Genomic DNA, 19,793 nt, shown 5'->3' with positions numbered 1-19,793 from the left:
CTTCCCTGATATTGATTTAAAATCTGCACGAGAACGACGTGAGTAAGCCAGAAGCTGTCTGACTAATAGTATTGATCCACGTAGTTATAAGGTAAAAAACAGAAGATGAAATTTGGGGAATTACCTTTGCAAAGTTTGTTGAACAATGGAAATCGCTTAAGCTAAAGAAGTTAGGTACAGACTTTAAGAATTGGCAAAGTACTTGTATACAGATTGACCACTACTTACGTGAGGTTTGTTAACTGTGTTAACGCAGTTCCCTTGAGTGTCATTACTCAAAAAGAAATTATGCAGGGATTAAGGCACATTGAAGTCCGAGGAGCATTATCTATTGCTCAAAAAATACCGAGCCTAGTTGAATAATATTCTTGGATACGCCATTGTTGAAGGTTTATTTTAAATTAAGCCGTGTCAATGATGTGGATGAAGTACTACTGCCCTGTCGCCCCAAAAAACATAATCTTTATCTGACGATAAGTGAAATACCTTAACTACTGTCTGCACTGACCTTTTATTAGGGGGGAAGGTGTATTAAATTTTAGAATAAGCTATGATTGTTAACCGCTGTAAGACTGAGCGAACTGCGTTATGCTGAGCCTGCCCATTTTGATTTAGACAAAGGCTTATGGTTGAAGCATGTCAAACAGTTACAAAAACATGCTAGAGACCTACCACTAAGAGCCATTCTGCGGTTATTTCCCTATATCTAAACAGGCTATCGCAATTATCAAAGAATTATTAAGTTAACACTTTCAGGGACAAAAATACTTGTTAGCCCATCGTTATGAACCCAGATTGTGTTACAGTGAAAAGACCCTTGACCAAAGTTTAAACGCCTAGGTTAATATCAAACTTCCGACACAGGATATTAAAGCAACCATTTCAACGGCATTAACTGAGCTAGGTTATTCTAAGCGCAATTATTCCATGCAGACCCTAATCAGGTGCGACGAAACTATAATTACGCAGGCTATGTCGAGCAGCGTCGAACCATGATGCCCGGTTAGAACAATGGGAAGCTGAAAACACGATTCAATTCTGTGAACAACATCACTGCATTTAAACAATCTCCAAAAAGCACTCACCGTCATCAACAACGCCTTACACATCACCGCCCTACAAAACCGCAAACTTATCAACAAATCCTATCTAAACAAGCCATGACCTACAGCTGTAACCAAATAGAGGCATTGGGTCTAATAGACAAAATCTCACCTCATAACCTGATATATGCCTTACTTAAGATATGACCCGATACTTAATCAAACAAGGTTATACTGAAAAAGAAGCTAGCTCTCACTTCTATTGATTTGGGGGCATGAGGATGGTAGGGAACGGTTTATTGAAAGGGTTTATAGTTTGTAAAACTAATTGAATTGACATTAAATTATTTTTAATAAACTATATATCTTAATACTGATAACAATTTTAAATAAGAAATATAATAAATCTATACGATAACTAGGTAAAGATATATGAAATATCAGTTAATAATATTAGGGGCTCCAAATAAGTTCGAACAAGCTATTTTAGATTTGCTCTTCAAGCAAGTTGATGAACTAGGAATGAATTGTAATATGTTACATATTCTTAAACGTGACAATTTTAAGAATGGATATCATGCCAATTACCCTGCATATTGTTTATACATGGGTGATATTAATCAAGAAGCTGATTTAGACATCCTAACTATATTAAAAAATGATGCTACCTTAATCCTTCCTATTGTTTCAGATTTAACAAATTTTGATGAAAGCATCCCTGAAATATTAAAAAATCAAAATGGTTTTAAGCTATCAAATGAAGAAGAGATATCAAGTTTAGTTAGTTGTATTTTGGAAGGGTTTAGCTTAATAAGAACCAGTCGTAGAGTTTTCATTAGTTATAGACGTTCAGACTCCAGTCATGTTGCAATTCAATTGTATGAAGCTTTAGAAAAATCAGGATTTGACGTTTTTTTAGACACGCATAGTATTCGTCCAGGAGAGCCTTTTCAAGAAGAGTTATGGCATCGAATGACTGACTCCGATATTATTGTTTTATTAAATACAGCTAACTTTTTAGAAAGTAAGTGGACTAAACAAGAGCTGGCTAAAGCAAACTCATTAAGTATTGGTATTATTCAAGTTATTTGGCCTAATTTAAAATTAATTCCAGAAGCACATATTTGTAAACCGATTCTATTGGAAGATAAGGATTTTGACGATTATACCCACAAAAAATTAGAAGAAAGTGTAGTAAAAAACATTATATCTTCTACTGAAGTACTTAGAGCGAGAACTCTTGCTGCTCGTCAGGATAATTTAACGTCAGAATTTATTTCTTTTGCAAGTCAAAGTAATGTTGAAGTAACGCTCCATCATGATAAATTTATATCTATATATAAAAATAATGAAGAATATATAATTATCCCTACAATAGGTGTACCTAAGTCATTGAGTTGCAATAATGCAGAAGAGTTAATTTTAAGGATTAAACAAAAGAAGCCTAAATGTATTTATTTACTTTATGATCATGTGAATATCAGAAATAAATGGTTATGCCATTTAGAATGGCTAAATCAATATTTACCTGTACAATCTCTTAAGTTATCTGAATCTTTGACAATTTTAGGAGCTAATGGTGAATAAAATATTTCTTTCTGCCAGCATTCCTTTACCTGATAGAGACCCTAAATATATTGGAACAGCAGATATTTCAGCAATAAGAGATGCAGTAAATGCACTAGCAAAAGTTGTTATTCCTAATGCAATTTTAGTTTGGGGAGGGCATCCTTCTATTACACCACTTATTCGAGTAATTTTGGAAAAACTTAAAATAGATGTTTCTAAACATGTTGTTTTATATCAATCAGAATTTTTTAACAAAATATTTCCTGCAGATAATGAACAGATTAATTGTATAAAATTGATAAATGAAATTAAAGATAATAAAGATGAAAGCTTAGCACTAATGCGGAAAGAAATGATTGAGGGGAATGATTTCATTGCGGGAATTTTTATTGGTGGTATGGAAGGGGTTGAAGATGAGTTTAAGCTATTCAAACAATATCACCCTGATGCTTTACTTTTACCAGTAGCAACAACAGGGGCTGCTGCTTTATCAATTTATCAAGCATCTCCTGAAAACTATATGGAAGAACTTAATACAGATTACGCTTACATGGCACTATTTACTAAATTATTAAAAGGGAAAATTTAAATGAGTAAGAAAATTTTTATTTCTTATAAATATGGAGATACACAAGTAGCAAGACTTAATAGCCTATATAGTTGGGAATTAACAAAAGTAAGAGATTACGTTGATCTCCTACAAAAGCAATTAGAAAAACAAGGCGATCATATAAATAAAGGTGAAAATGATAATGAAAGTTTAGCTCATTTTAAAGATGAAACTATTCAGTCTAGGTTAGCCGATAAAATTTATGATAGTACAGTAACGATAGTCCTAGTTTCTAAGGGAATGAATGAGCTGTGGTGTTCAGAAAAAGACCAATGGATACCTTGGGAAATTGCCTATTCTTTAAGAACTAAAACTCGTTTTGATAGAACAAGTAAAACTAATGCTATTTTTGCTATAAAGTTACCGGATGAAAATAATAGCTACGATTATGATCCTAAATTGTTTAACATCATCAAAAATAACATGAATAACCGTAACTATTCATATCCATCAGACTATCAATCTGATTTACTAAACTCTTATATTTTTTATGTCAGATGGGACTGTTTTATCAAAAATATAAACTATCATATTGATTTATCATTAGAAATTTGGCGAAATCGTGATAAATATGTTATTAGTAAATCAATTTAAGAACTAGGTCATCAAAATCACTACTTATAATACATATTATTATAAGTAGTGAGAAATCTTAATTAAATCCAAATACAACCCATTTCATAATAAAAATTAGTATAGATAATGATAGATAGAATATCCAAATAGAAGGTGAAATGCCACATTTCATTAATAAGCATAAACCTTTATTTACAGGCATAACTGCATATAAGTCTTGAGTCGTTAGAGTATTAGTGTGTAACTTAGAAATAAATAGATTATAGGAGTTTTGAAATGCTTTTTCTAGCCCTAAGTAATAAATATCTAATACAGCAAAGGTGACGATTGGAAATAAAGCCAGATATATATATTCTACTTTACCTTTATCTGCAATCATCACTAAAACAGCTGATACAAGCGTAATACACCATGTTTTACAAGCGGCACTATTTGCAGCCATTCTTTGTATAACATTTTGTATAATTGACAAATGTGCCTGCACAGAAACTGAATCAAATTCTACTTGGATAGAGGTATCTAGATTAACCATTTTATGATCTTCTTGGTGCCATATTCACCCAATTTTCTAGGTTTCTTGAAATATCACCATAGGCATCATATGATAAGGGATCATAACACGGTATATAATCCGACAATTTCCTCCGGTTAGGCAGTAAAATTGTATCGAATGGGTTATTCCCTTTTCTACAAGTACCATTTATTGGACATTTTAAGTTATGAATATAAATACCAAAGATAGGTTTTCCTTCATCCCATGCTTTTCTAATTTCGTAATTCACCCAAGGTCTTGTTGATGTATCTGAACCGATCAAAACAATAACACATTGTTTGTTTTTCATGTTTTCATCAATCCATCGCTTAATTGACTCTTCACCACCACGCTTAACCCTTTCCCAATCATTCGCATTAACTGGAGGATTGCCCTCAAGCACTCCTATATTTCTTATTTGTTGAACTCTCATCACATCATTATCATAGTGAAAACTATAAAAAACAGGTTTTCCAGCCATATTTGCTCTCCATTCCATATGTAAAAAATATTCTTAACTTTTTTGTAGCCATGTTTCAAGTCGTATGATTGTATCATTATCGGGATAATGAACATAATATCCTCCTTTAATATATGCACCATTTGAATATATATTAGTTCCATTTTGATAGGCTATATAAGGATAGATATTTAAATACTCAGAACCTGAATAATGACTGTTATCTTTTTGTACAACTAATAATGCAATATTATTTCTATATTTTGCTGCATCACCAAGTCCTAACTCCCAGTTGCACCATTTAGAATTAATTGCTTCTTCAGTTGCTAATAAGATAAATTTATTATTTTGTCGGATTTTTTCCTTAATTTTTCTAGCTGTTTCAACCGATGTAACTTTTGGCATTTCTTCATCTAACCAATCCACATACACTTCTACCCCAAACTTTTTAAGAAAGCTTATTGCAGCTAATAAATTTACTTTTGACTCTTCGTGTTTATGAGATAAGAATATCGTAGTTTTATTAGCTTTAGATTCTACTCTGTAAGATCCAAGTGCAATTGCCGCCAAAGGTACGCTATTTTGAATATCGCTAAAACTTCTTAACATACTTTCTGTTATTAATGTCATGCCATCATTACCTTATACAAATTATTTACTTTAAACAATTTTCTTATTAATAATTTTTTTAACATCTTGCGGTGTAATCTCCATAATTTTAGCGATGCTTTCAATTGCAACGCCTTTATCAAGAAGTGCTGTAACCATTGCTATTTCGAGTTTTCTCGTCGCTCTTTTTCAATCAGTTTCTGTTCTTTTTCTAAACGAGCCTTTTCTTTGGCATCTTTTGTCTTATTTTTCTCTAATTCTAACTTTTCTTTAGCAATTCTTTTTTCTTCCTTCCTAATCTGCTCAACCACCTGATAAGTAGGCACATACTTAAGGCTTTTTTCCAACTCATCCATTAAACCAATATATCTAAAGCTTGTATAAGACAGAGGGGAAATTATCAAGTGGTCTACAAATTCAATGTTTAATATACGCCCTACTTGGATTAGTCGATCAGTGATATCTTTATCGGGTTCGGATGGCGCTAATCGCCCTGATGGATGATTATGTACGGCAATAACTCGACAAGCATTTTTCATAACTGCTACACGAAACACGTTCATGGGCTCAACATCAACCGATTTATAAGATCCCAAGGCAATGAGTTCTATATAAAGAATGTAACCTGCTAGGTTCATGCCAATAATCCAGAAATGCTCTTTTTCTTGGTCTATCTTGTTGTCACGAAGTAGTACATTTTTCATGATATTATAGACATCATCCGTGCCTTCTATATAACGCTTATCGTTTTTGCCGAGTTTTATATCCATTATGAGTTACGCTGTGTAAGAATGGGGTTGTTAATGTTATCAATATAGCATAATTCCATAGAATAAAAAGCCATTGATAGTATAAGCAATATCAGCTAATTATTAGCCTTATAGACATAACCTAGCTTGTACTAGCTTAATAAACGCCGCGCTAATAAGGTTTGCATATCACGCCTACCATTAGTAATAAAAAAGATAACGACCTGTTTGTCGATGACACGGTAGATAAGCCGATAAGGTTTAAAAAAGGCTTGACGATAATCACGATTGCCTAAACTTTGTAGTTCTTTAGGTACACTGCCCTTATCAGGAAAATGGCTTAAATTGTCTGCGGTTTTTAGTAGTTCATCCAATACATAATAGGCATTTTCTAAACAATCATGCTCCGTAATATAGTCGTAAATGTCTTCTAAGTCTGCCTCTGCATCTCCCGTTAAAACGACTTTATACGCAGGGATCAAGTTTTTTTCCTTTTACTTTTTAAACGTTTAACCACTTCTTTTACATCGGTAACCTGTCCTGCCTCTAGCTGTTTCTGACCTAATGCCAGAATTTTAAGTAATGCCAGTGTTTCTTGCGTTTCTTCATAGGAAGCAATATCTTGAATGACTGCTTTGGCTTCGCCATTTTGAGTAATAATTAATGGCTCCCTTGACTCAGTTAAATTGGTCATTACCTCAGCAGCATTGGCTTTTAAGTAACTGATTGGTTTTATCTGTTGAGAGTAGCGCATGTAAACCCCGTATTATTAAGACTAAATAAAGCCTAAAAAAAGACTTCATCTATTCTAAGTAGTTAAATAAAAAAAAGCAATCTGAGTCTAAAAACAGCTACTAAAAACTATTGCATAACACCCATAACAAGGACATCATTAAGGACAGAAAACATCAATATACAGTTATGATATGTGTATTTTCAACTCGTTAGCTCTTTTTTATTTGAGATACAATTTCCGCTCCAATATCACCTTAAGCCCAATCAGATTTTTCCCAAGCGAAATCAAATCCGCGAGATGCTCTTGTGATCAACCACACTTTTTTCATAATATGAATTTCTCATAAATGAGAGCTGCGGAATGAAGCACCCATTGTTTTAATTTCTTAAGATATTATTTTAATCAAACTTTGAAATGTCGGTAGCACAAACACGGAGTCGATTACCATCGGGATCATTTCCTACCAATTCGTATCCGAAATCGAGCATTTAGTGGTCAAGTTCAATTTTGACGTTTCGTTCTTTCCATATCGAATAAATATCATCTGCATCATTTTAGTTACATCACTAAATGACAGCTCAAATCTACCATAAAGATTGGGTGCCTTTGGCGTTATTGCATTACCTTCTTGGAGCCCGAAAAAAAATTACCATTCAATAAAAATACAGTAAAGCCAGAATAAGTTTTAACAGGTGGGCGTCGTAGATTTTAGTATAAAATTCTGTACTAATATCGACATCTTAGATATAAGCAATAACGCTATAAGGTTCAAACATTTTTTCCTATTGGTGTAAAAATTTTCTTACTTAATTAACCTACTTAATTTCGATTATCTACATTACGATGTAGCATTGCTGACAACTTTATGTCATATTGCAACCACACAAACAATTATTTAAATAAAACCATGTATGGTTTAAATTGTTATCTGGTTAGCAAAGGAGGAGCACTATCGGTTTAATTAACTATTCATCCAATACGAAATACAAGTACCACTTCGTAGTGTTATGCGAAAAACTGAGATTTTGAAGAATTCCAAATTTATCTATTTAACATTTCAATAAGATAAACATTTCCAGCTTCATTGTATTATTAAAATATAATTTCTTTCCTTTTCAACAGTAATAAGGATGTATTTAGCGCAGGATATCAATAATACTACGTGCAGCTCGCCGCGCATCAAGCAGGATAAGACCTAACGTAGCACTTTCGTTGGCAGTAACAGCCAAAACATTGGTATCTCCAGCTTGTATCAACAGTACATAGCCGTGTTTACCTTTTACCATCACTTGTTCAAGGTCATCGCATTGTAATTCGCGCGAGGTGCGATTTCCTAAGGCCAACAAGGCTGCAGCCATGGCACCTACTCGATCTGGATCAACACCATCCGGTAACAAGGTTGCAACCGGTAGACCATCGGTAGAAATTACAGCAGATGCGGTAATATCAGCCGAAGAATCATTCAAATCGCTCAATACCGAAACCAGTAATTTTTCTTGCATCTTGATATCTTTCTATGGATGTTATTTATTTGTTAGCTTAATATCTTCGCCATCCAACAAATAGAGACCGCGAACCAGAGTGACAAAGGCTTCACTATTAAGTAATGGAAGACCAGCTGTTACCAAAATATTTTTGGTATCCCTTATATATAAAGGGAAAAATGTCAGCTCACTCTGACCAGCAGGATCACAAATCCCAACTGCAGTATTATAAATATTGAGGTTATTTTTAATCAGCAGACTGTTTTTTTCTGACAATCTGGTCGCCTCACTAGCCAGATTGGCCACTTCTTCAGCCGTCTCATGATTAAAACCTACATTTGCAAGGTAAAAACCATCTTGGTCTACCAATAAAGCACGATGACTGTCAGATAATTGCCCCAAAATATCTTCAAATAGATCTGATGTTACTTTGACTATTTGAGAACTGGGCTGAGCTTCACCGTATAAAAATTCCAGGCGTTGTAAACGGTATAACAGACTGAGTGCTGTATGTATATCATCAGTTTCAGCCCATTGTTTTAACCGCTCTTCTGTCAATTTAGCATTGACATCAGCACGTAATATGTTGGCCAATAGCTTACGACTGGCACTAGGACTGCTACTGGAAACAGCATAAAAAGCTCCAGCCGGCATAACTTTAGGAAATAAATCATTGTGTAATTGTAATGTAGATTCCATCTTAAATTACCCTTCCAACCCCGGATCTATGGAATACAACATTGCAGTAACCAGTTGTTTTACATCGTCTTCATTGCGAGCATCAACTTCAAATACCGGGACATTCATATTATGCTGTGCCAAGTATTGCTGATAAACTTCAACACCTGGCTGTGGATTAAGATCCATTTTCGTCACTCCAACAACAACAGGAGCATCTTCAAGTAAATCATGGAAAGAAGTTAGAAAAAATTTCAAATCTTTCAAGGGATTCTGGCGTGTATTGTCTAGCAGCAGAATTAAACCCATACTACCTTTACTTAAGATACTCCACATAAAGTCAAAACGTTCCTGACCTGGGGTACCGTATAAATGAACTTTAGTCTGATCATCTAGTCTGATGACGCCATAGTCCATTGCTACAGTTGTATAACCTTTTCGATCCTGCGTCATATCTGATGCATTAGCGTCGGTCTGTATCGGAGGATCATCAGACAACGCAGCGATAGCAGTTGTTTTTCCTACCCCCACCGGGCCGGTAAATATAATTTTATTTTCAACCATGATTACTCCTGCTTAGGTATTAGTTGCCACGCAAGCGACCCATCAAACGCGCCAGTAAACCTTTCGGTTTTGCTGCTTCGCCATCAGTATCCTCTGCCGATTCCGTTCCATCTTCTTCTGTGGGTTCAGGCGATGGTGACGCTTTTCGGGTCAGAATCATTTCTTGCTCTTGTTCAGGTGCTGAATGAGTCAGCGGCTGCTCTATTTCGAGTGCACCGATGGAATAGGTAGCAGCAATATAATTCAAAACATCTTCCAATGACACTGGCAATAGTTTGTACAGGGTATTTAATGCCACAGGACTACGTACCAGAAAGGCGGATAACCTTATTCCCTCAGGTAAAAAAGCCAGCCGTGTCATATTTGGCCACGCTTTTAATTTGATAATGGTATCTGGCGTGATCGGATCAATTAAGCGTCCGCGTGATGTCCAGATGGATATTTGCCAAATACACGCCTGCAGTTTAAGTTTAGCTTTTTCGTGCAATTTCGCTGTTGAAGCCGATGCAGGTAGGACACGAGTTTTCCATTCCACATCATCACGCAAGCATAATTTTTGCAAAACATCGCTTTCTACTACGAGTAAAACCTTAGACTTATCCGGGAATACGATCAATACCGGCTTGTCTTCAAACATGATCGCTGTATCATTTTTCTGCTGCGATAAGGTTTGAACCAAACCTAGTAATGTTCGCTTTGTTTGGAAGCGTTCAATCTTAATTGATTGTTCAATTGGCTTGTCATCAGTTGGCTTGTCATCAGTTGGCTTGTCATCAATTTGAGCTGGCTGTTCTGTTTTACTTACAGCTGGCTCTAGATCGTCATAATTTTCTGGCAACCAAACGCCATTACCTTGCTGAAGATTGCGTAAATGTTGAAACAAAGTATCAAATTTGATGGGCTTCATCAAATAGGGGGCGGTGATTGAGGGTGCCTGACGGGCAAAGAATACCACAACAGCATTAGGATATTTTTCCTTGGTTTGCTGCCATACTTTTTCACCATCCTTAGAATCCCCATCTACCAGAATCAATTCAGGCTGAGTATTCTCTTCGTGCTGTATCAGCTGATAATTGACACTGTTATACATTTTGAATGCCATGCGCAACAGTGCTGTCTGACGATCATCCACATTGATGAGCAAAACTTCGGCAGTTTTTACTTTAGGTATTGAATTCTTCATCATGAGCTTTGCATACCACCGTGGTTAATACGTTGCAATAATTGACTCATTGCCAAAACAACTTCTTCAGGGGGAGTCTGAATTTCTGTGCGAATTGACTGCAACATTTTTTCAAGCCGTCCCCATTCTTCGGCGCGTTCATATAGGTCAAATAATGTAATGTAAAGCTGAGATTCCTGCGGATAGAGTAATACTGATTTTTCGAGCAAATCCATTGATTCATCAAACTGACCGTATGTCAGTAGGGATTTCACATCATGCAATACCCGTTCACCTGGGGTTTCACCTACATCATTACCTGAATTTGAATTTTCAACCAAAGGCAAGCGTTTGGCCTTAAGTGCACTACTGTTAACGGGTAAATAACCTTGATTAATGCCTATATCTCTTAAGACGGTTTCCCCAGGTTTTTTTTCTAGCTCTTCAAACATAGGATGTTGGCCCAAGCTATAACCCCAGCCAAGCATACGTTCCTTCACTTTATTGCCATATTTACCCAATGAATAGTATAGATTCCACAAATGCTGGGCAAATACATTGATGCTATTATGGCGATAATCCAAGGCAAGGGCATCGATAATGAGACCGGCTGGCTTTTTGGAAGTTTTGATGGCTTTATTCAAGCATCTGATGGCTGCATCATAAGGCAGTTGCTCTTTGAGCAATGCATAGCTGTTTTCAGGTTTAGAAAAGCTAAGAATAACTTCACGCTCATCTCCACGAATGTTGAAGTGGCCAACATAACCTTCTACAAGTGGTTCGAGAGCTTGGTCAGCATCCTGTTCGTTTAAAGCATCTTCTGCGATAACATGTTCATCAGGCATTTGAGAATGATCAATGCCGGCTTCTTTTTCAGTTTCTTTAACATCCCAATGCAATAAATCTTCTGCCAGAACGCGTAGACCTAAATGATTTTCATCCAGCCCGAGTCCCTGACGAATGAGATTTTCAATACTCGGCTGATCAAATGCATGACGATATACATCAATAACTTCACACAATTTATCTGCATCCTTAGCTTGAATGCATAAATCAGCCAGTTCAGCCGCCAAAGTGCTAACCATGGCTTCGCTTTGCGAACTGGCATTTTGCTCTAAATAGGTGGCTAAAGACTCGGCAGCTTTTTGAAAATAACCAAACTGTTTGTAAACTTTATATTCAGTTAGATGATCTACTGTAGCAACGGAAACCGTTGTTTCATCTGAAGTAGTCGAATTCCAATCCCAATCCTGTGATACCGTGGTCTTTTTAGGCTCTGGCTTTTCAACTTTGGTCGTAGACGCCGCTACAGGTTTTTTTTCTTTTGATATGTTGTTTTTTTTGTTTACAGAGGTCGTTTTCCCCTTATTTTTGGTTTTACCAGAGGATTTGGAGGATTTTGAAGACGAATTTTTTTTAGTTGACTGAGGGCGCCCGCCTGCTTTTTGGCGTTTATAAACGACAAACAACACCACCAGCAGAACAATTAAAATGGGCACAATTAATATTGGATCCATATCTTATGCCCTTCTTTTATTTGAATAACATTTAAGCGCATTATTAAATGCATATTTTCCATTGCCAGAACATTGCTTACAATTATTAACAGATTATTATATTTTACCTGAGCTTGCGTTTATTAGCTAGATTTTATTTTACCTGAGGCAACATCCCGTTTGGCAATAATTGCCACACATATCCTGGAAATTTCATTTTTCCTGCTAAAGCACCTGCTTCATCACCATATCCCCAGAAATAATCTACTCTGACCGCGCCGTTAATCGCGCTGCCAGTATCTTGCGCCATAATCAGGCGATTTAACCCATAACCATTAGCCGGATGGGTGGTGGCCAGAAATAATGGTGCGCCTAAACTAATAAAATGACTGTCTACGGCAGCTGAGTAACCACTGGTTAAAGGAACACCAAGTGCCCCAGTTGGTCCACTAGCCGGTTCAGTTGACGCGCGGAAAAAAACATAGCTGGGATTTTGTCCTAATACCTCTGCTAATTGTTGCGGGTGCTGTTGTAACCACGCCTTTATCCCTTGCATTGATGTTTGAGCCAATGGCAGATAACCTTTATTAGCCATATATTTACCAATAGAAACATAGGGATAATCATTTTTATTGGCAAAGCCAAGCCGTATCATGCGTCCATCGGGGGTTTGTAATTGCCCTGATCCTTGTACATGCAGGAAGAAAAGTTCGACTGGATCGTTAGCATAACCCAATATGGGGGCTTTGCCATTAAGTGCACCAGCATTAATCTGTGCCCGAGTATAATAGGGCACAAATTGATTCCCTTCGATTCTGCCTTTTATCGCTTTTGTTTTGTTGTTAAGGGGGAATGCGCTTAAATTGGCACTATACCTTCCATCTGCAGCAATAACTCCGCTATTTTTATTGGTTAAGCGGACACGCACGGTACCTTGCTGTTGGGTTGAAGATATTGGTACAACTATGAAATCATCTGGAATGCCATAAATTGGAAACCGAGCCTGAGTTGTTTGCTTAGTATCACCGAGCAACATAGGTTCGTAATAACCGGTTACGGTGCCTGCCAATTGTCCGTTTTGGCTTATTTGCCAAGGAGTAAAATATTGCTCAAAAAATTTCTTGGCATGATGATGACTTTTGCCAGTGTGCTGCGCTTGCTGACAAACCGCCTGCCATGAAGGCTGTGATTTTAGTTTGTGACAACTAACTTTAAATGCTTCAAGACTATCACCAAAAGACTGGTGCGACCATTCTGGTAAAGCCTGATACGAAGCCACTCGATAACTCACCCCCGCTTTGTCAGGGTTAAACACATAATCAACAGGAAAAGCTTGCCCAACAGGCGACATGATTGTTTCAGGTGGTTGTGTCTTGTTTTTTTTATGAAACAAATTACATGCAGCCAGCATCAAAACGCTACTCAAAAGCAGATAACGGCGGATTTTTTTGAAGTTCATGGCAAACTTTTTCTAAGTAATATCTAAAAATGAAAATGTGTAATAATATTATGGCAGGCTTTAGCAAATTAGAACAAGAGTAATGCGCATATATGATTGTTGCAAGAAATGCAGACGGGTTAAGCTTGATATCTAGACACTTTGCTGCTTTTAAATATAAAAAGAATATCATTGACAATGCATGATGCTATTTGTGTATAGATGCTTTCTGATTAAGGAATAGGAGTTTAAGCTATCTGTGTTTATACTCAATTAATCAATTGAGAGCAATATTCATCCTACATAACTATTATTATTGACGTTGTCGCTAGGTGACCAATGAGATGTGTTTCATTTTTGTTGCATTAACTCATGCAATAATGACAAAAAAAAGGACATCAACCTTATTTATGCTGATGTTCTAAACTACTTTTAAATGTCTAAAAAGAATATGATAAATATTTAAATTCCTAACTTTATTTATTTTTTTCTTTATTGGAAGTTAGCTTATTCCGTGTTTTGCTGGTTTTATTAATAACTTTCTTTTCTTGATTCGGCTTTGATGCCGAATTTTGAGCCGATAATGCACTACTCTCTGAAATAGGTTGGCTAGGTTTTTCTTCAGTGATCACTGTTACATCAATAGATTGTAATGTATCCATTTTAATTGGATTGGGCAGTTGTTCTTTTGCTATGGTTTCTGGTGAATTTAAAATGAGATCTATTCCTTCAGCTACTCTCGGTATAATTTTAGTTGCAAAAACCTGTCCCACTTTTGCTGCAGCAATCGAGGCGGCCGCAATTGCAGCATTCACCGCACCTACCTCACCATAAATTTTGATTACGACCATTCCTCCACCTTTGGTCAGTTCATAGCCAATGAGAGTGACATTGGCCGACTTCATGGCAGTATCTGCTGCGGCTATGGCAGCACTTAATCCAACTGTTTCAATTAAGCCAATACTTTTTTCAATCATAATCAAACCTAATTAAATGTAAGGTGTAGTCGTTGATTTCAAGGCACTCGGATCAAGTGTTGATAATAGGTTCAGCCCGACTTCTCTGGCTGCTATCACTGCCTGTCGCACCGCGCCAGAATCTCCTGAGAAGGTAAAGATCACTTCATTGCTGTAGCTGGTGCCATGACCCGGGCTTGAATAACCAACAGCTTCTACCACCGCTGACTTCGCTGCCACATCCGCTATCACTACACCTATCGCCGCTGGACATCCTACTGTCATCCCGAATGATTTTCCTATCGGTGCGCCAAATGCCTGATTTAACGCGCTGCTGGCTCTTGCTGTGTACTGAAACTCCAGATGCCCTGCTGCTGATCCGTATACATCTCCCATCGTCCGCTCTACTTCGTTTAACGATACTTCTATCGCCCGACGGGCATCCGATACATCTTCTGCTCCAAATATAATTAAGCTACCGTGGCCCCCTCCTCCTTCCGTATCGCGCGGTAATTCTATTTTGAGTATTTCGCTATTGGTTGCTTTTACCGCTTCATCCGCGGCAAATATTTGCGGACCAGCTCCGGTTCTTGCTCCCAATACCCCTATTGATCGATATTTCTTATCTATGCCCATGAGTTCATGCAGCTGACTATCGACATTGGCGATCACCAGTCCGATGGTGTGACCTGTTGCTGTGCCTACGTATTCTGTTAGCCCGCATTCACTATAATTTGAAGAAGCGACCTGTGCCGTTCCCAGAGAGGAGGATTGTTTCCTGATCACCTCTGATACGATTTGTTCTACTAAATTCTGGCTCATCTCAGCCCTCCTCTCCAGTTATCAATTTTTCACTATGCCAGAAGGTAATATTTTTTCGACTTCGGTATGCGGCCGTGGGATAACATGGATAGACACCAGTTCACCGACTTTGCTTGCTGCTGCTGAGCCGGCATCAGTAGCGGCTTTGACTGCACCAACATCACCTCTGACCATCACGGTGACCAGTCCTGAACCTATTTTTTCGTAACCCACTAATGTGACATTCGCTGATTTAACCATGGTATCTGCGGCTTCAATCGCAGCGACTAAACCTTTGGTTTCGATCATTCCTAACGCTTCTTGTTGCATGACAGCTCCTTAGATAGTTATTCAGGTGAATTGATTATTTAAACGGTACGGATTGTTTTTTTCTGTTGTTTTGGGATGGAATTTATACTTTTATCCAAAAGGATTATGATAATTTTTAGATGGTTTGATGGTAAAACGATGGTTGACAAAAGTCTTGCTAATAACAGGGATTATTTTGCTGTTTAATAAAATTTATTCGCAATATATTGCTAATGGTAAAAGGGCTGCAATTGATGTTTTAAAGTTTGGTTCTATTTTTAATGTGATTTAATTAATATGATGCAATTTGCTGCTCATGGGCAATTTCAATCTTACTATTGTGCCAAAATTTGGTTTATTTTGGCTTTCAATTTCTAAACCAAATTGCTCACCAAATAGCAGTTTGAGACGATTTTGAACGTTTTTTATACCAATGCTTTTATCAAAATTTCGTTTGGTTGTATTGGAGAGAATGAAGGAGATTTTTTCTGGTGAAATTCCATCACCATTATCTGAGACTTCGATAAAAATGGTTTTTCCATCATCATAGGCTTTGATGCCGATATGGCTCTTTACTTCTCGTGGCTCAACGACATAATTGAAACAATTTTCTACTAAGGGTTGTAAGATTAAAAAGGGACTAGCAATTTCTAAATATTTATCCGGCACGGTGATTTCATAAGTAAATCGATCTTTCATGCGAATTTGCTGAATAGCCAGATATCTTCTGATGGAACGTACTTCACTACCGATGGTAATTAATGTGTTGTCTCCTTTTTTAAGTATGTAACGCATCATATCCGAAAAAAGGTAAACCATCTCTTCTGTCTTTTCTGCATTTTCTAAAAAAGCGAGTTTTCCAATAGTATTGAGTACGTTAAATAAAAAATGAGGGTTGATTTGATAGGTTAATGCTTTATATTCTGCGTCGCGTAAAGCATGTTGTAACTGGGCTAAGTTACGTTGTTCTTCAGCTAACTTAATGCTTTTTGCATGTAGTTGTTTTTGAATGTTGTGGATATAACCTTGCTCAGCTATACCATGGGTGACATTGGATAATAAGTTTGCTGCGGCTTCTAATCGTTCTAAAGAAATTGAGCTGTTTTTTGCAGTGCTTGTAGCTTGATTAAACGTTTTTTTTTGGGTATTTAGCTTGCAACTTATTTCTGGAGTATTGTGCTCTTTCTCCATCTCACTCTTGCCATGACCTAATAAAAAAACACCTAAATATTGTCCTCTTACTATCAATGGAGCAGCCACTTCGATAAATCCGCAGTCACATCGAGTGGCTTCTAATTTTTTTAAGCTTTGAATAGTACGTGTGTCTGATTTTTTATTTTCATAACAGTGATGTTTGTATATGTTCCCATGATAAGTATGATGATCAAACAAGCCTGAATTATCTGGTTTAATCACCGCTATGCCTTTTTCATCAACAATGACTATATCGATACCCATTGCTTTTCTAAAGTGATTTTGTAGAGTCTGTAATCTCTCTATATCAATTAACTCGGTTAAATGAAAATGGTAAGTCATGTAAAACCTATAGATTTTAGTATTTCATTTTAGACTAGGCATGGTTATTGAATTATTAGGTAAATTGCTATGCAAAATTGTTGAATGCCTATAACTGAAACTCGCTATATTTGTGGAAATTTTTCCAATTGATCTAACTTTTCCCATGGAAATATATTTCGCCCAAAATGGCCGTAACAAGCTGTCGGAGTGTAAATGGGTGATAATAAATTCAAATGGTTAATAATGTGATAAGGGCGTAAATCAAATATCTCCTGAATTAATGCTTTCATTTTTGAGATCGCAATCTTTTCGGTATTGAATGTATTGAGCATCACGGAAACTGGCTCAGCCACGCCAATTGCATAAGCAATCTGGATTTCGCAACGACGCGCTAGCCCAGCTGCAACAATATGTTTGGCTACATAGCGTGCAGCATAGGCCGCACTCCGATCCACTTTTGAGGGATCTTTGCCCGAAAATGCGCCACCACCATGATGGGCCGCCCCTCCATAGGTATCTATAATTATTTTGCGCCCAGTTAAACCACAATCAGCAGCCGGCCCACCGACAACAAAACGTCCGGTCGGATTAATCAGATACTGGGTAGAAGGTAAAATCCATCTTTGTGGAATGATGGGTTTAATAATTTCCTCAATAATGGCTTCTCTAAGTTGATCCAGTGAGATTGAAGGGTGGTGCTGTGAAGATAAAACAACGGTATCTACCCCTTTTATCTGGTTATTTTCATATAAAAATGTGATTTGGGATTTTGCATCCGGCAATAAAAACGGTAATTGCTGATTTTTGCGCAACTGTGCCTGTCTTTCCATCAGGCGATGAGCGTAGGTAATTGCTGCGGGCATGAATTCTGGGGTTTCATCGGTAGCGTAACCAAACATGATTCCCTGATCACCAGCACCCTGTTCTTCTATTATTGTCTGATCAATTGCACGGGAAATATCCATTGACTGATGACCAAGCATATTGATGACCGCACAGGTATGTCCATCAAAACCGGTTTCTGAATGGTTATATCCGACACGATTGATGGTTTTTCTGACCACAGATTCATAATCAACGAGTGCCGTAGTGGTGATTTCTCCGGCTAAGATGACAGCACCAGTCTTGATTAAACATTCGCATGCTACACGCGCTTTGGAATCTTGTACTAATATGGCGTCTAATATTGCATCAGAAATTTGATCAGCTAATTTATCTGGATGCCCTTCGGAAACAGATTCTGATGTAAAAAGATAGTTATGCATCTTTTATCATTCCTGACTTTATCAATTTCTTCGCTTCATGCTAATCTTTGTTCCGCAAAATATCTTTACAACTATCTATACTTTTTTGTTCCTGCTGGTGGGCGTTGGGCAAATAAATACTAGTTAGTCTTAAAGTGATATGCTTTCGCTGATGCTATGCTCAATGAGATTTTTGGTGTGTATTTATTCAAGAGGAAAGACAGCATTCAACATTTTTATTTTCCTGACGGCGATATTCTGACGGTGATAGTCCTGTTTCTTTTTTAAATAATCGGCAAAAATAGTTAGCATCATTATAAGCAAGCTCTAATGCGATGGTATTGATTTGCAAATCACTAAAACGTAAAAGTTGCTGGGCGAGGATTATTTTACGTTTGGAAATATATTCTGAAAAACCCATACCAAATTCTTTTTTGAACAATCGACTTAAATAACAAGAGCTGATGTAGGCTTTTTCGGCAACTTTATCCAAAGAAATATCTTTTAAAATATTTTGTTCGATGAAATGTTGAGCACGTTGAATTGGGGTTAATTTTTTGCCGGATGCTTTATACGCCATATCAAAAATACGGTGACTGATATCCAGCATCATTGACAGTACTTTGTAATAGTTACTTTTATCAAGTTGGGTATTATTTAGATATGATTCGTATTCATGTATTTGTTCGATATCCCACCCTTTAGCTTTGATTATTTGCTGCAGCAGATCGATTAAATTAAATATTTCCTGATTATTTTCAGCGATTATTTGATCATACTGTAGGGATAAACTTTCAATAATTTGATTATTCCATTCAATATACTGAAATTTGTCCAGATATTGATTGAATGTTGCTTTTTGCTGTCTGATTTCATGACTTTTTTGCTCATTAAATTCTAAGCAGTTTTTGATTGTATTGATGAGAACTTGTGGCTTAATTGGTTTGAGCAGGTAGTCATCTACCTTCAATCCGAACATATGCCGCGCTACATCAATATCATCATTGGCAGTGGTTACAATCACTTTGGCTTCGTGGGATTTTCCGCGTAAATAGCGAATCACTTCCAAACCATTTGGTAACGGAATATTGATGTCAACCAATATTAGGTCGATATGATTAAGTTGATCAATGAGTTCAATAGCTTCAGAACCTTTACTGGCCTCAAATACTTTGATGCTGTCAAACCCCTTATTAATGATTTTCTTTAATGCCGCTAACTCGATTAATTCATCTTCGACTAATAGTATTTTATACATA

At 36.8% G+C, this 19,793-nt stretch carries 22 protein-coding genes; 3 read left to right on the top strand and 19 right to left on the bottom strand.

From position 1 onward, the window contains the following. Positions 1 to 1,475: 1,475 nt before the first annotated feature. The 3 genes from J3U68_RS00535 to J3U68_RS00525 are packed head-to-tail and all read left to right on the top strand — an operon-like array spanning position 1,476 to position 3,816. Entirely contained in the window at positions 1,476 to 2,630 is a 1,155-nt protein-coding gene (locus J3U68_RS00535; protein ID WP_267373303.1) for a toll/interleukin-1 receptor domain-containing protein, read from the top strand. Then, entirely contained in the window at positions 2,623 to 3,201 is a 579-nt protein-coding gene (locus J3U68_RS00530) for a hypothetical protein (protein WP_267373301.1), read from the top strand. Before J3U68_RS00535 ends, J3U68_RS00530 begins: the two co-directional genes overlap by 8 nt. Further along, positions 3,202 to 3,816 (top strand): TIR domain-containing protein, encoded by a 615-nt coding sequence (locus tag J3U68_RS00525; protein WP_267373299.1) that lies wholly within the window; start codon positions 3,202 to 3,204, stop codon positions 3,814 to 3,816. A gap of 58 nt (positions 3,817 to 3,874) precedes the next feature. On the opposite strand, the gene J3U68_RS00520 is transcribed toward J3U68_RS00525, so the two are convergent. From J3U68_RS00520 to J3U68_RS00435, 19 genes are all read right to left on the bottom strand, one after another. Then, entirely contained in the window at positions 3,875 to 4,330 is a 456-nt protein-coding gene (locus J3U68_RS00520) for a hypothetical protein (RefSeq protein WP_267373297.1), read from the bottom strand. Between the two features lies 1 nt (position 4,331). After that, positions 4,332 to 4,811: a TIR domain-containing protein gene (locus J3U68_RS00515; protein ID WP_267373295.1), complete on the bottom strand. Its 480-nt coding sequence runs from the start codon at positions 4,809 to 4,811 to the stop codon at positions 4,332 to 4,334. A gap of 33 nt (positions 4,812 to 4,844) precedes the next feature. Then, positions 4,845 to 5,420 (bottom strand): toll/interleukin-1 receptor domain-containing protein, encoded by a 576-nt coding sequence (locus J3U68_RS00510; protein ID WP_267373293.1) that lies wholly within the window; start codon positions 5,418 to 5,420, stop codon positions 4,845 to 4,847. Between the two features lie 30 nt (positions 5,421 to 5,450). Further along, entirely contained in the window at positions 5,451 to 5,558 is a 108-nt protein-coding gene (locus J3U68_RS10635) for a hypothetical protein (RefSeq protein WP_416384619.1), read from the bottom strand. A 2-nt stretch (positions 5,559 to 5,560) separates the two neighbouring features. Continuing rightward, positions 5,561 to 6,169: a JAB domain-containing protein gene (locus J3U68_RS00505; RefSeq protein ID WP_267373291.1), complete on the bottom strand. Its 609-nt coding sequence runs from the start codon at positions 6,167 to 6,169 to the stop codon at positions 5,561 to 5,563. Between the two features lie 131 nt (positions 6,170 to 6,300). Continuing rightward, positions 6,301 to 6,630 carry a type II toxin-antitoxin system RelE/ParE family toxin gene (locus tag J3U68_RS00500; protein WP_267373290.1) on the bottom strand — a complete coding sequence of 110 codons (330 nt, stop codon included), beginning with the start codon at positions 6,628 to 6,630 and terminating at the stop codon, positions 6,301 to 6,303. Beyond that, on the bottom strand, positions 6,627 to 6,902 hold the full coding sequence (locus tag J3U68_RS00495) for a type II toxin-antitoxin system Phd/YefM family antitoxin (RefSeq protein ID WP_267373288.1): 276 nt from the start codon (positions 6,900 to 6,902) through the stop codon (positions 6,627 to 6,629). Before J3U68_RS00495 ends, J3U68_RS00500 begins: the two co-directional genes overlap by 4 nt. 1,118 nt (positions 6,903 to 8,020) lie before the next feature. Then, a complete protein-coding gene (locus J3U68_RS00490; RefSeq protein ID WP_267373286.1) occupies positions 8,021 to 8,386 on the bottom strand; it encodes a roadblock/LC7 domain-containing protein in 366 nt (121 codons plus the stop codon). A gap of 21 nt (positions 8,387 to 8,407) precedes the next feature. Continuing rightward, positions 8,408 to 9,067: a peptidase M23 gene (locus J3U68_RS00485; protein WP_267373284.1), complete on the bottom strand. Its 660-nt coding sequence runs from the start codon at positions 9,065 to 9,067 to the stop codon at positions 8,408 to 8,410. 6 nt (positions 9,068 to 9,073) lie between these two features. After that, the gene (locus tag J3U68_RS00480) at positions 9,074 to 9,610 is read right to left on the bottom strand and encodes a GTP-binding protein (RefSeq protein ID WP_267373282.1); all 537 of its coding nucleotides are present in this window, start codon (positions 9,608 to 9,610) and stop codon (positions 9,074 to 9,076) included. Between the two features lie 19 nt (positions 9,611 to 9,629). After that, complete coding sequence (locus tag J3U68_RS00475) at positions 9,630 to 10,796, bottom strand: alpha-glucan phosphorylase (RefSeq protein ID WP_267373280.1); 1,167 nt, start codon at positions 10,794 to 10,796, stop codon at positions 9,630 to 9,632. Continuing rightward, the gene (locus tag J3U68_RS00470; RefSeq protein ID WP_267373278.1) at positions 10,793 to 12,289 is read right to left on the bottom strand and encodes a hypothetical protein; all 1,497 of its coding nucleotides are present in this window, start codon (positions 12,287 to 12,289) and stop codon (positions 10,793 to 10,795) included. The genes J3U68_RS00475 and J3U68_RS00470 overlap by 4 nt, the downstream gene beginning before the upstream one ends. Positions 12,290 to 12,422: 133 nt before the next feature. Further along, positions 12,423 to 13,727, bottom strand: coding sequence for a murein transglycosylase A (locus tag J3U68_RS00465; RefSeq protein WP_267373276.1), 1,305 nt, complete (start codon positions 13,725 to 13,727; stop codon positions 12,423 to 12,425). Between the two features lie 455 nt (positions 13,728 to 14,182). Beyond that, entirely contained in the window at positions 14,183 to 14,683 is a 501-nt protein-coding gene (locus J3U68_RS10615; RefSeq protein WP_323811413.1) for a BMC domain-containing protein, read from the bottom strand. A gap of 12 nt (positions 14,684 to 14,695) precedes the next feature. Continuing rightward, positions 14,696 to 15,484: a propanediol utilization microcompartment protein PduB gene (gene pduB / locus J3U68_RS00455; RefSeq protein ID WP_267373274.1), complete on the bottom strand. Its 789-nt coding sequence runs from the start codon at positions 15,482 to 15,484 to the stop codon at positions 14,696 to 14,698. Positions 15,485 to 15,505: 21 nt separating this feature from the next. Further along, positions 15,506 to 15,793, bottom strand: a complete 288-nt coding sequence (eutM, locus tag J3U68_RS00450) for an ethanolamine utilization microcompartment protein EutM (protein WP_267373256.1) — start codon at positions 15,791 to 15,793, stop codon at positions 15,506 to 15,508. 267 nt (positions 15,794 to 16,060) lie between these two features. Next, positions 16,061 to 17,308, bottom strand: coding sequence for a histidine kinase (locus tag J3U68_RS00445; protein WP_267373272.1), 1,248 nt, complete (start codon positions 17,306 to 17,308; stop codon positions 16,061 to 16,063). Positions 17,309 to 17,412: 104 nt separating this feature from the next. After that, on the bottom strand, positions 17,413 to 18,555 hold the full coding sequence (gene metK / locus J3U68_RS00440; protein WP_267373270.1) for a methionine adenosyltransferase: 1,143 nt from the start codon (positions 18,553 to 18,555) through the stop codon (positions 17,413 to 17,415). 187 nt (positions 18,556 to 18,742) lie between these two features. After that, positions 18,743 to 19,792 carry an AraC family transcriptional regulator gene (locus J3U68_RS00435; RefSeq protein WP_267373268.1) on the bottom strand — a complete coding sequence of 350 codons (1,050 nt, stop codon included), beginning with the start codon at positions 19,790 to 19,792 and terminating at the stop codon, positions 18,743 to 18,745. Position 19,793: the final 1 nt, after the last annotated feature.

The sequence above is a fragment of the Snodgrassella sp. B3882 genome, assembly GCF_026535915.1.
Lineage (GTDB): Bacteria > Pseudomonadota > Gammaproteobacteria > Burkholderiales > Neisseriaceae > Snodgrassella.
Note: the sequence above shows the minus strand (reverse complement) of the source record. Positions and strands in the feature narration are given on the sequence as shown.

Coding starts and splice junctions, on each gene's coding strand:
- J3U68_RS00475 (WP_267373280.1), bottom strand. CDS start 10,796: ATGATGAAGAATTCAATACCTAAAGTAAAAACTGCCGAAGTTTTGCTC.
- pduB (WP_267373274.1), bottom strand. CDS start 15,484: ATGAGCCAGAATTTAGTAGAACAAATCGTATCAGAGGTGATCAGGAAA.
- metK (WP_267373270.1), bottom strand. CDS start 18,555: ATGCATAACTATCTTTTTACATCAGAATCTGTTTCCGAAGGGCATCCA.
- J3U68_RS10615 (WP_323811413.1), bottom strand. CDS start 14,683: ATGATTGAAAAAAGTATTGGCTTAATTGAAACAGTTGGATTAAGTGCT.
- J3U68_RS00495 (WP_267373288.1), bottom strand. CDS start 6,902: ATGCGCTACTCTCAACAGATAAAACCAATCAGTTACTTAAAAGCCAAT.
- J3U68_RS00480 (WP_267373282.1), bottom strand. CDS start 9,610: ATGGTTGAAAATAAAATTATATTTACCGGCCCGGTGGGGGTAGGAAAA.
- J3U68_RS00485 (WP_267373284.1), bottom strand. CDS start 9,067: ATGGAATCTACATTACAATTACACAATGATTTATTTCCTAAAGTTATG.
- J3U68_RS00535 (WP_267373303.1), top strand. CDS start 1,476: ATGAAATATCAGTTAATAATATTAGGGGCTCCAAATAAGTTCGAACAA.
- J3U68_RS00445 (WP_267373272.1), bottom strand. CDS start 17,308: ATGACTTACCATTTTCATTTAACCGAGTTAATTGATATAGAGAGATTA.
- J3U68_RS00505 (WP_267373291.1), bottom strand. CDS start 6,169: ATGGATATAAAACTCGGCAAAAACGATAAGCGTTATATAGAAGGCACG.
- J3U68_RS00515 (WP_267373295.1), bottom strand. CDS start 4,811: ATGGCTGGAAAACCTGTTTTTTATAGTTTTCACTATGATAATGATGTG.
- J3U68_RS00490 (WP_267373286.1), bottom strand. CDS start 8,386: ATGCAAGAAAAATTACTGGTTTCGGTATTGAGCGATTTGAATGATTCT.
- J3U68_RS00510 (WP_267373293.1), bottom strand. CDS start 5,420: ATGACATTAATAACAGAAAGTATGTTAAGAAGTTTTAGCGATATTCAA.
- eutM (WP_267373256.1), bottom strand. CDS start 15,793: ATGCAACAAGAAGCGTTAGGAATGATCGAAACCAAAGGTTTAGTCGCT.
- J3U68_RS10635 (WP_416384619.1), bottom strand. CDS start 5,558: ATGGTTACAGCACTTCTTGATAAAGGCGTTGCAATTGAAAGCATCGCT.
- J3U68_RS00465 (WP_267373276.1), bottom strand. CDS start 13,727: ATGAACTTCAAAAAAATCCGCCGTTATCTGCTTTTGAGTAGCGTTTTG.
- J3U68_RS00435 (WP_267373268.1), bottom strand. CDS start 19,792: ATGTATAAAATACTATTAGTCGAAGATGAATTAATCGAGTTAGCGGCA.
- J3U68_RS00525 (WP_267373299.1), top strand. CDS start 3,202: ATGAGTAAGAAAATTTTTATTTCTTATAAATATGGAGATACACAAGTA.
- J3U68_RS00520 (WP_267373297.1), bottom strand. CDS start 4,330: ATGGTTAATCTAGATACCTCTATCCAAGTAGAATTTGATTCAGTTTCT.
- J3U68_RS00470 (WP_267373278.1), bottom strand. CDS start 12,289: ATGGATCCAATATTAATTGTGCCCATTTTAATTGTTCTGCTGGTGGTG.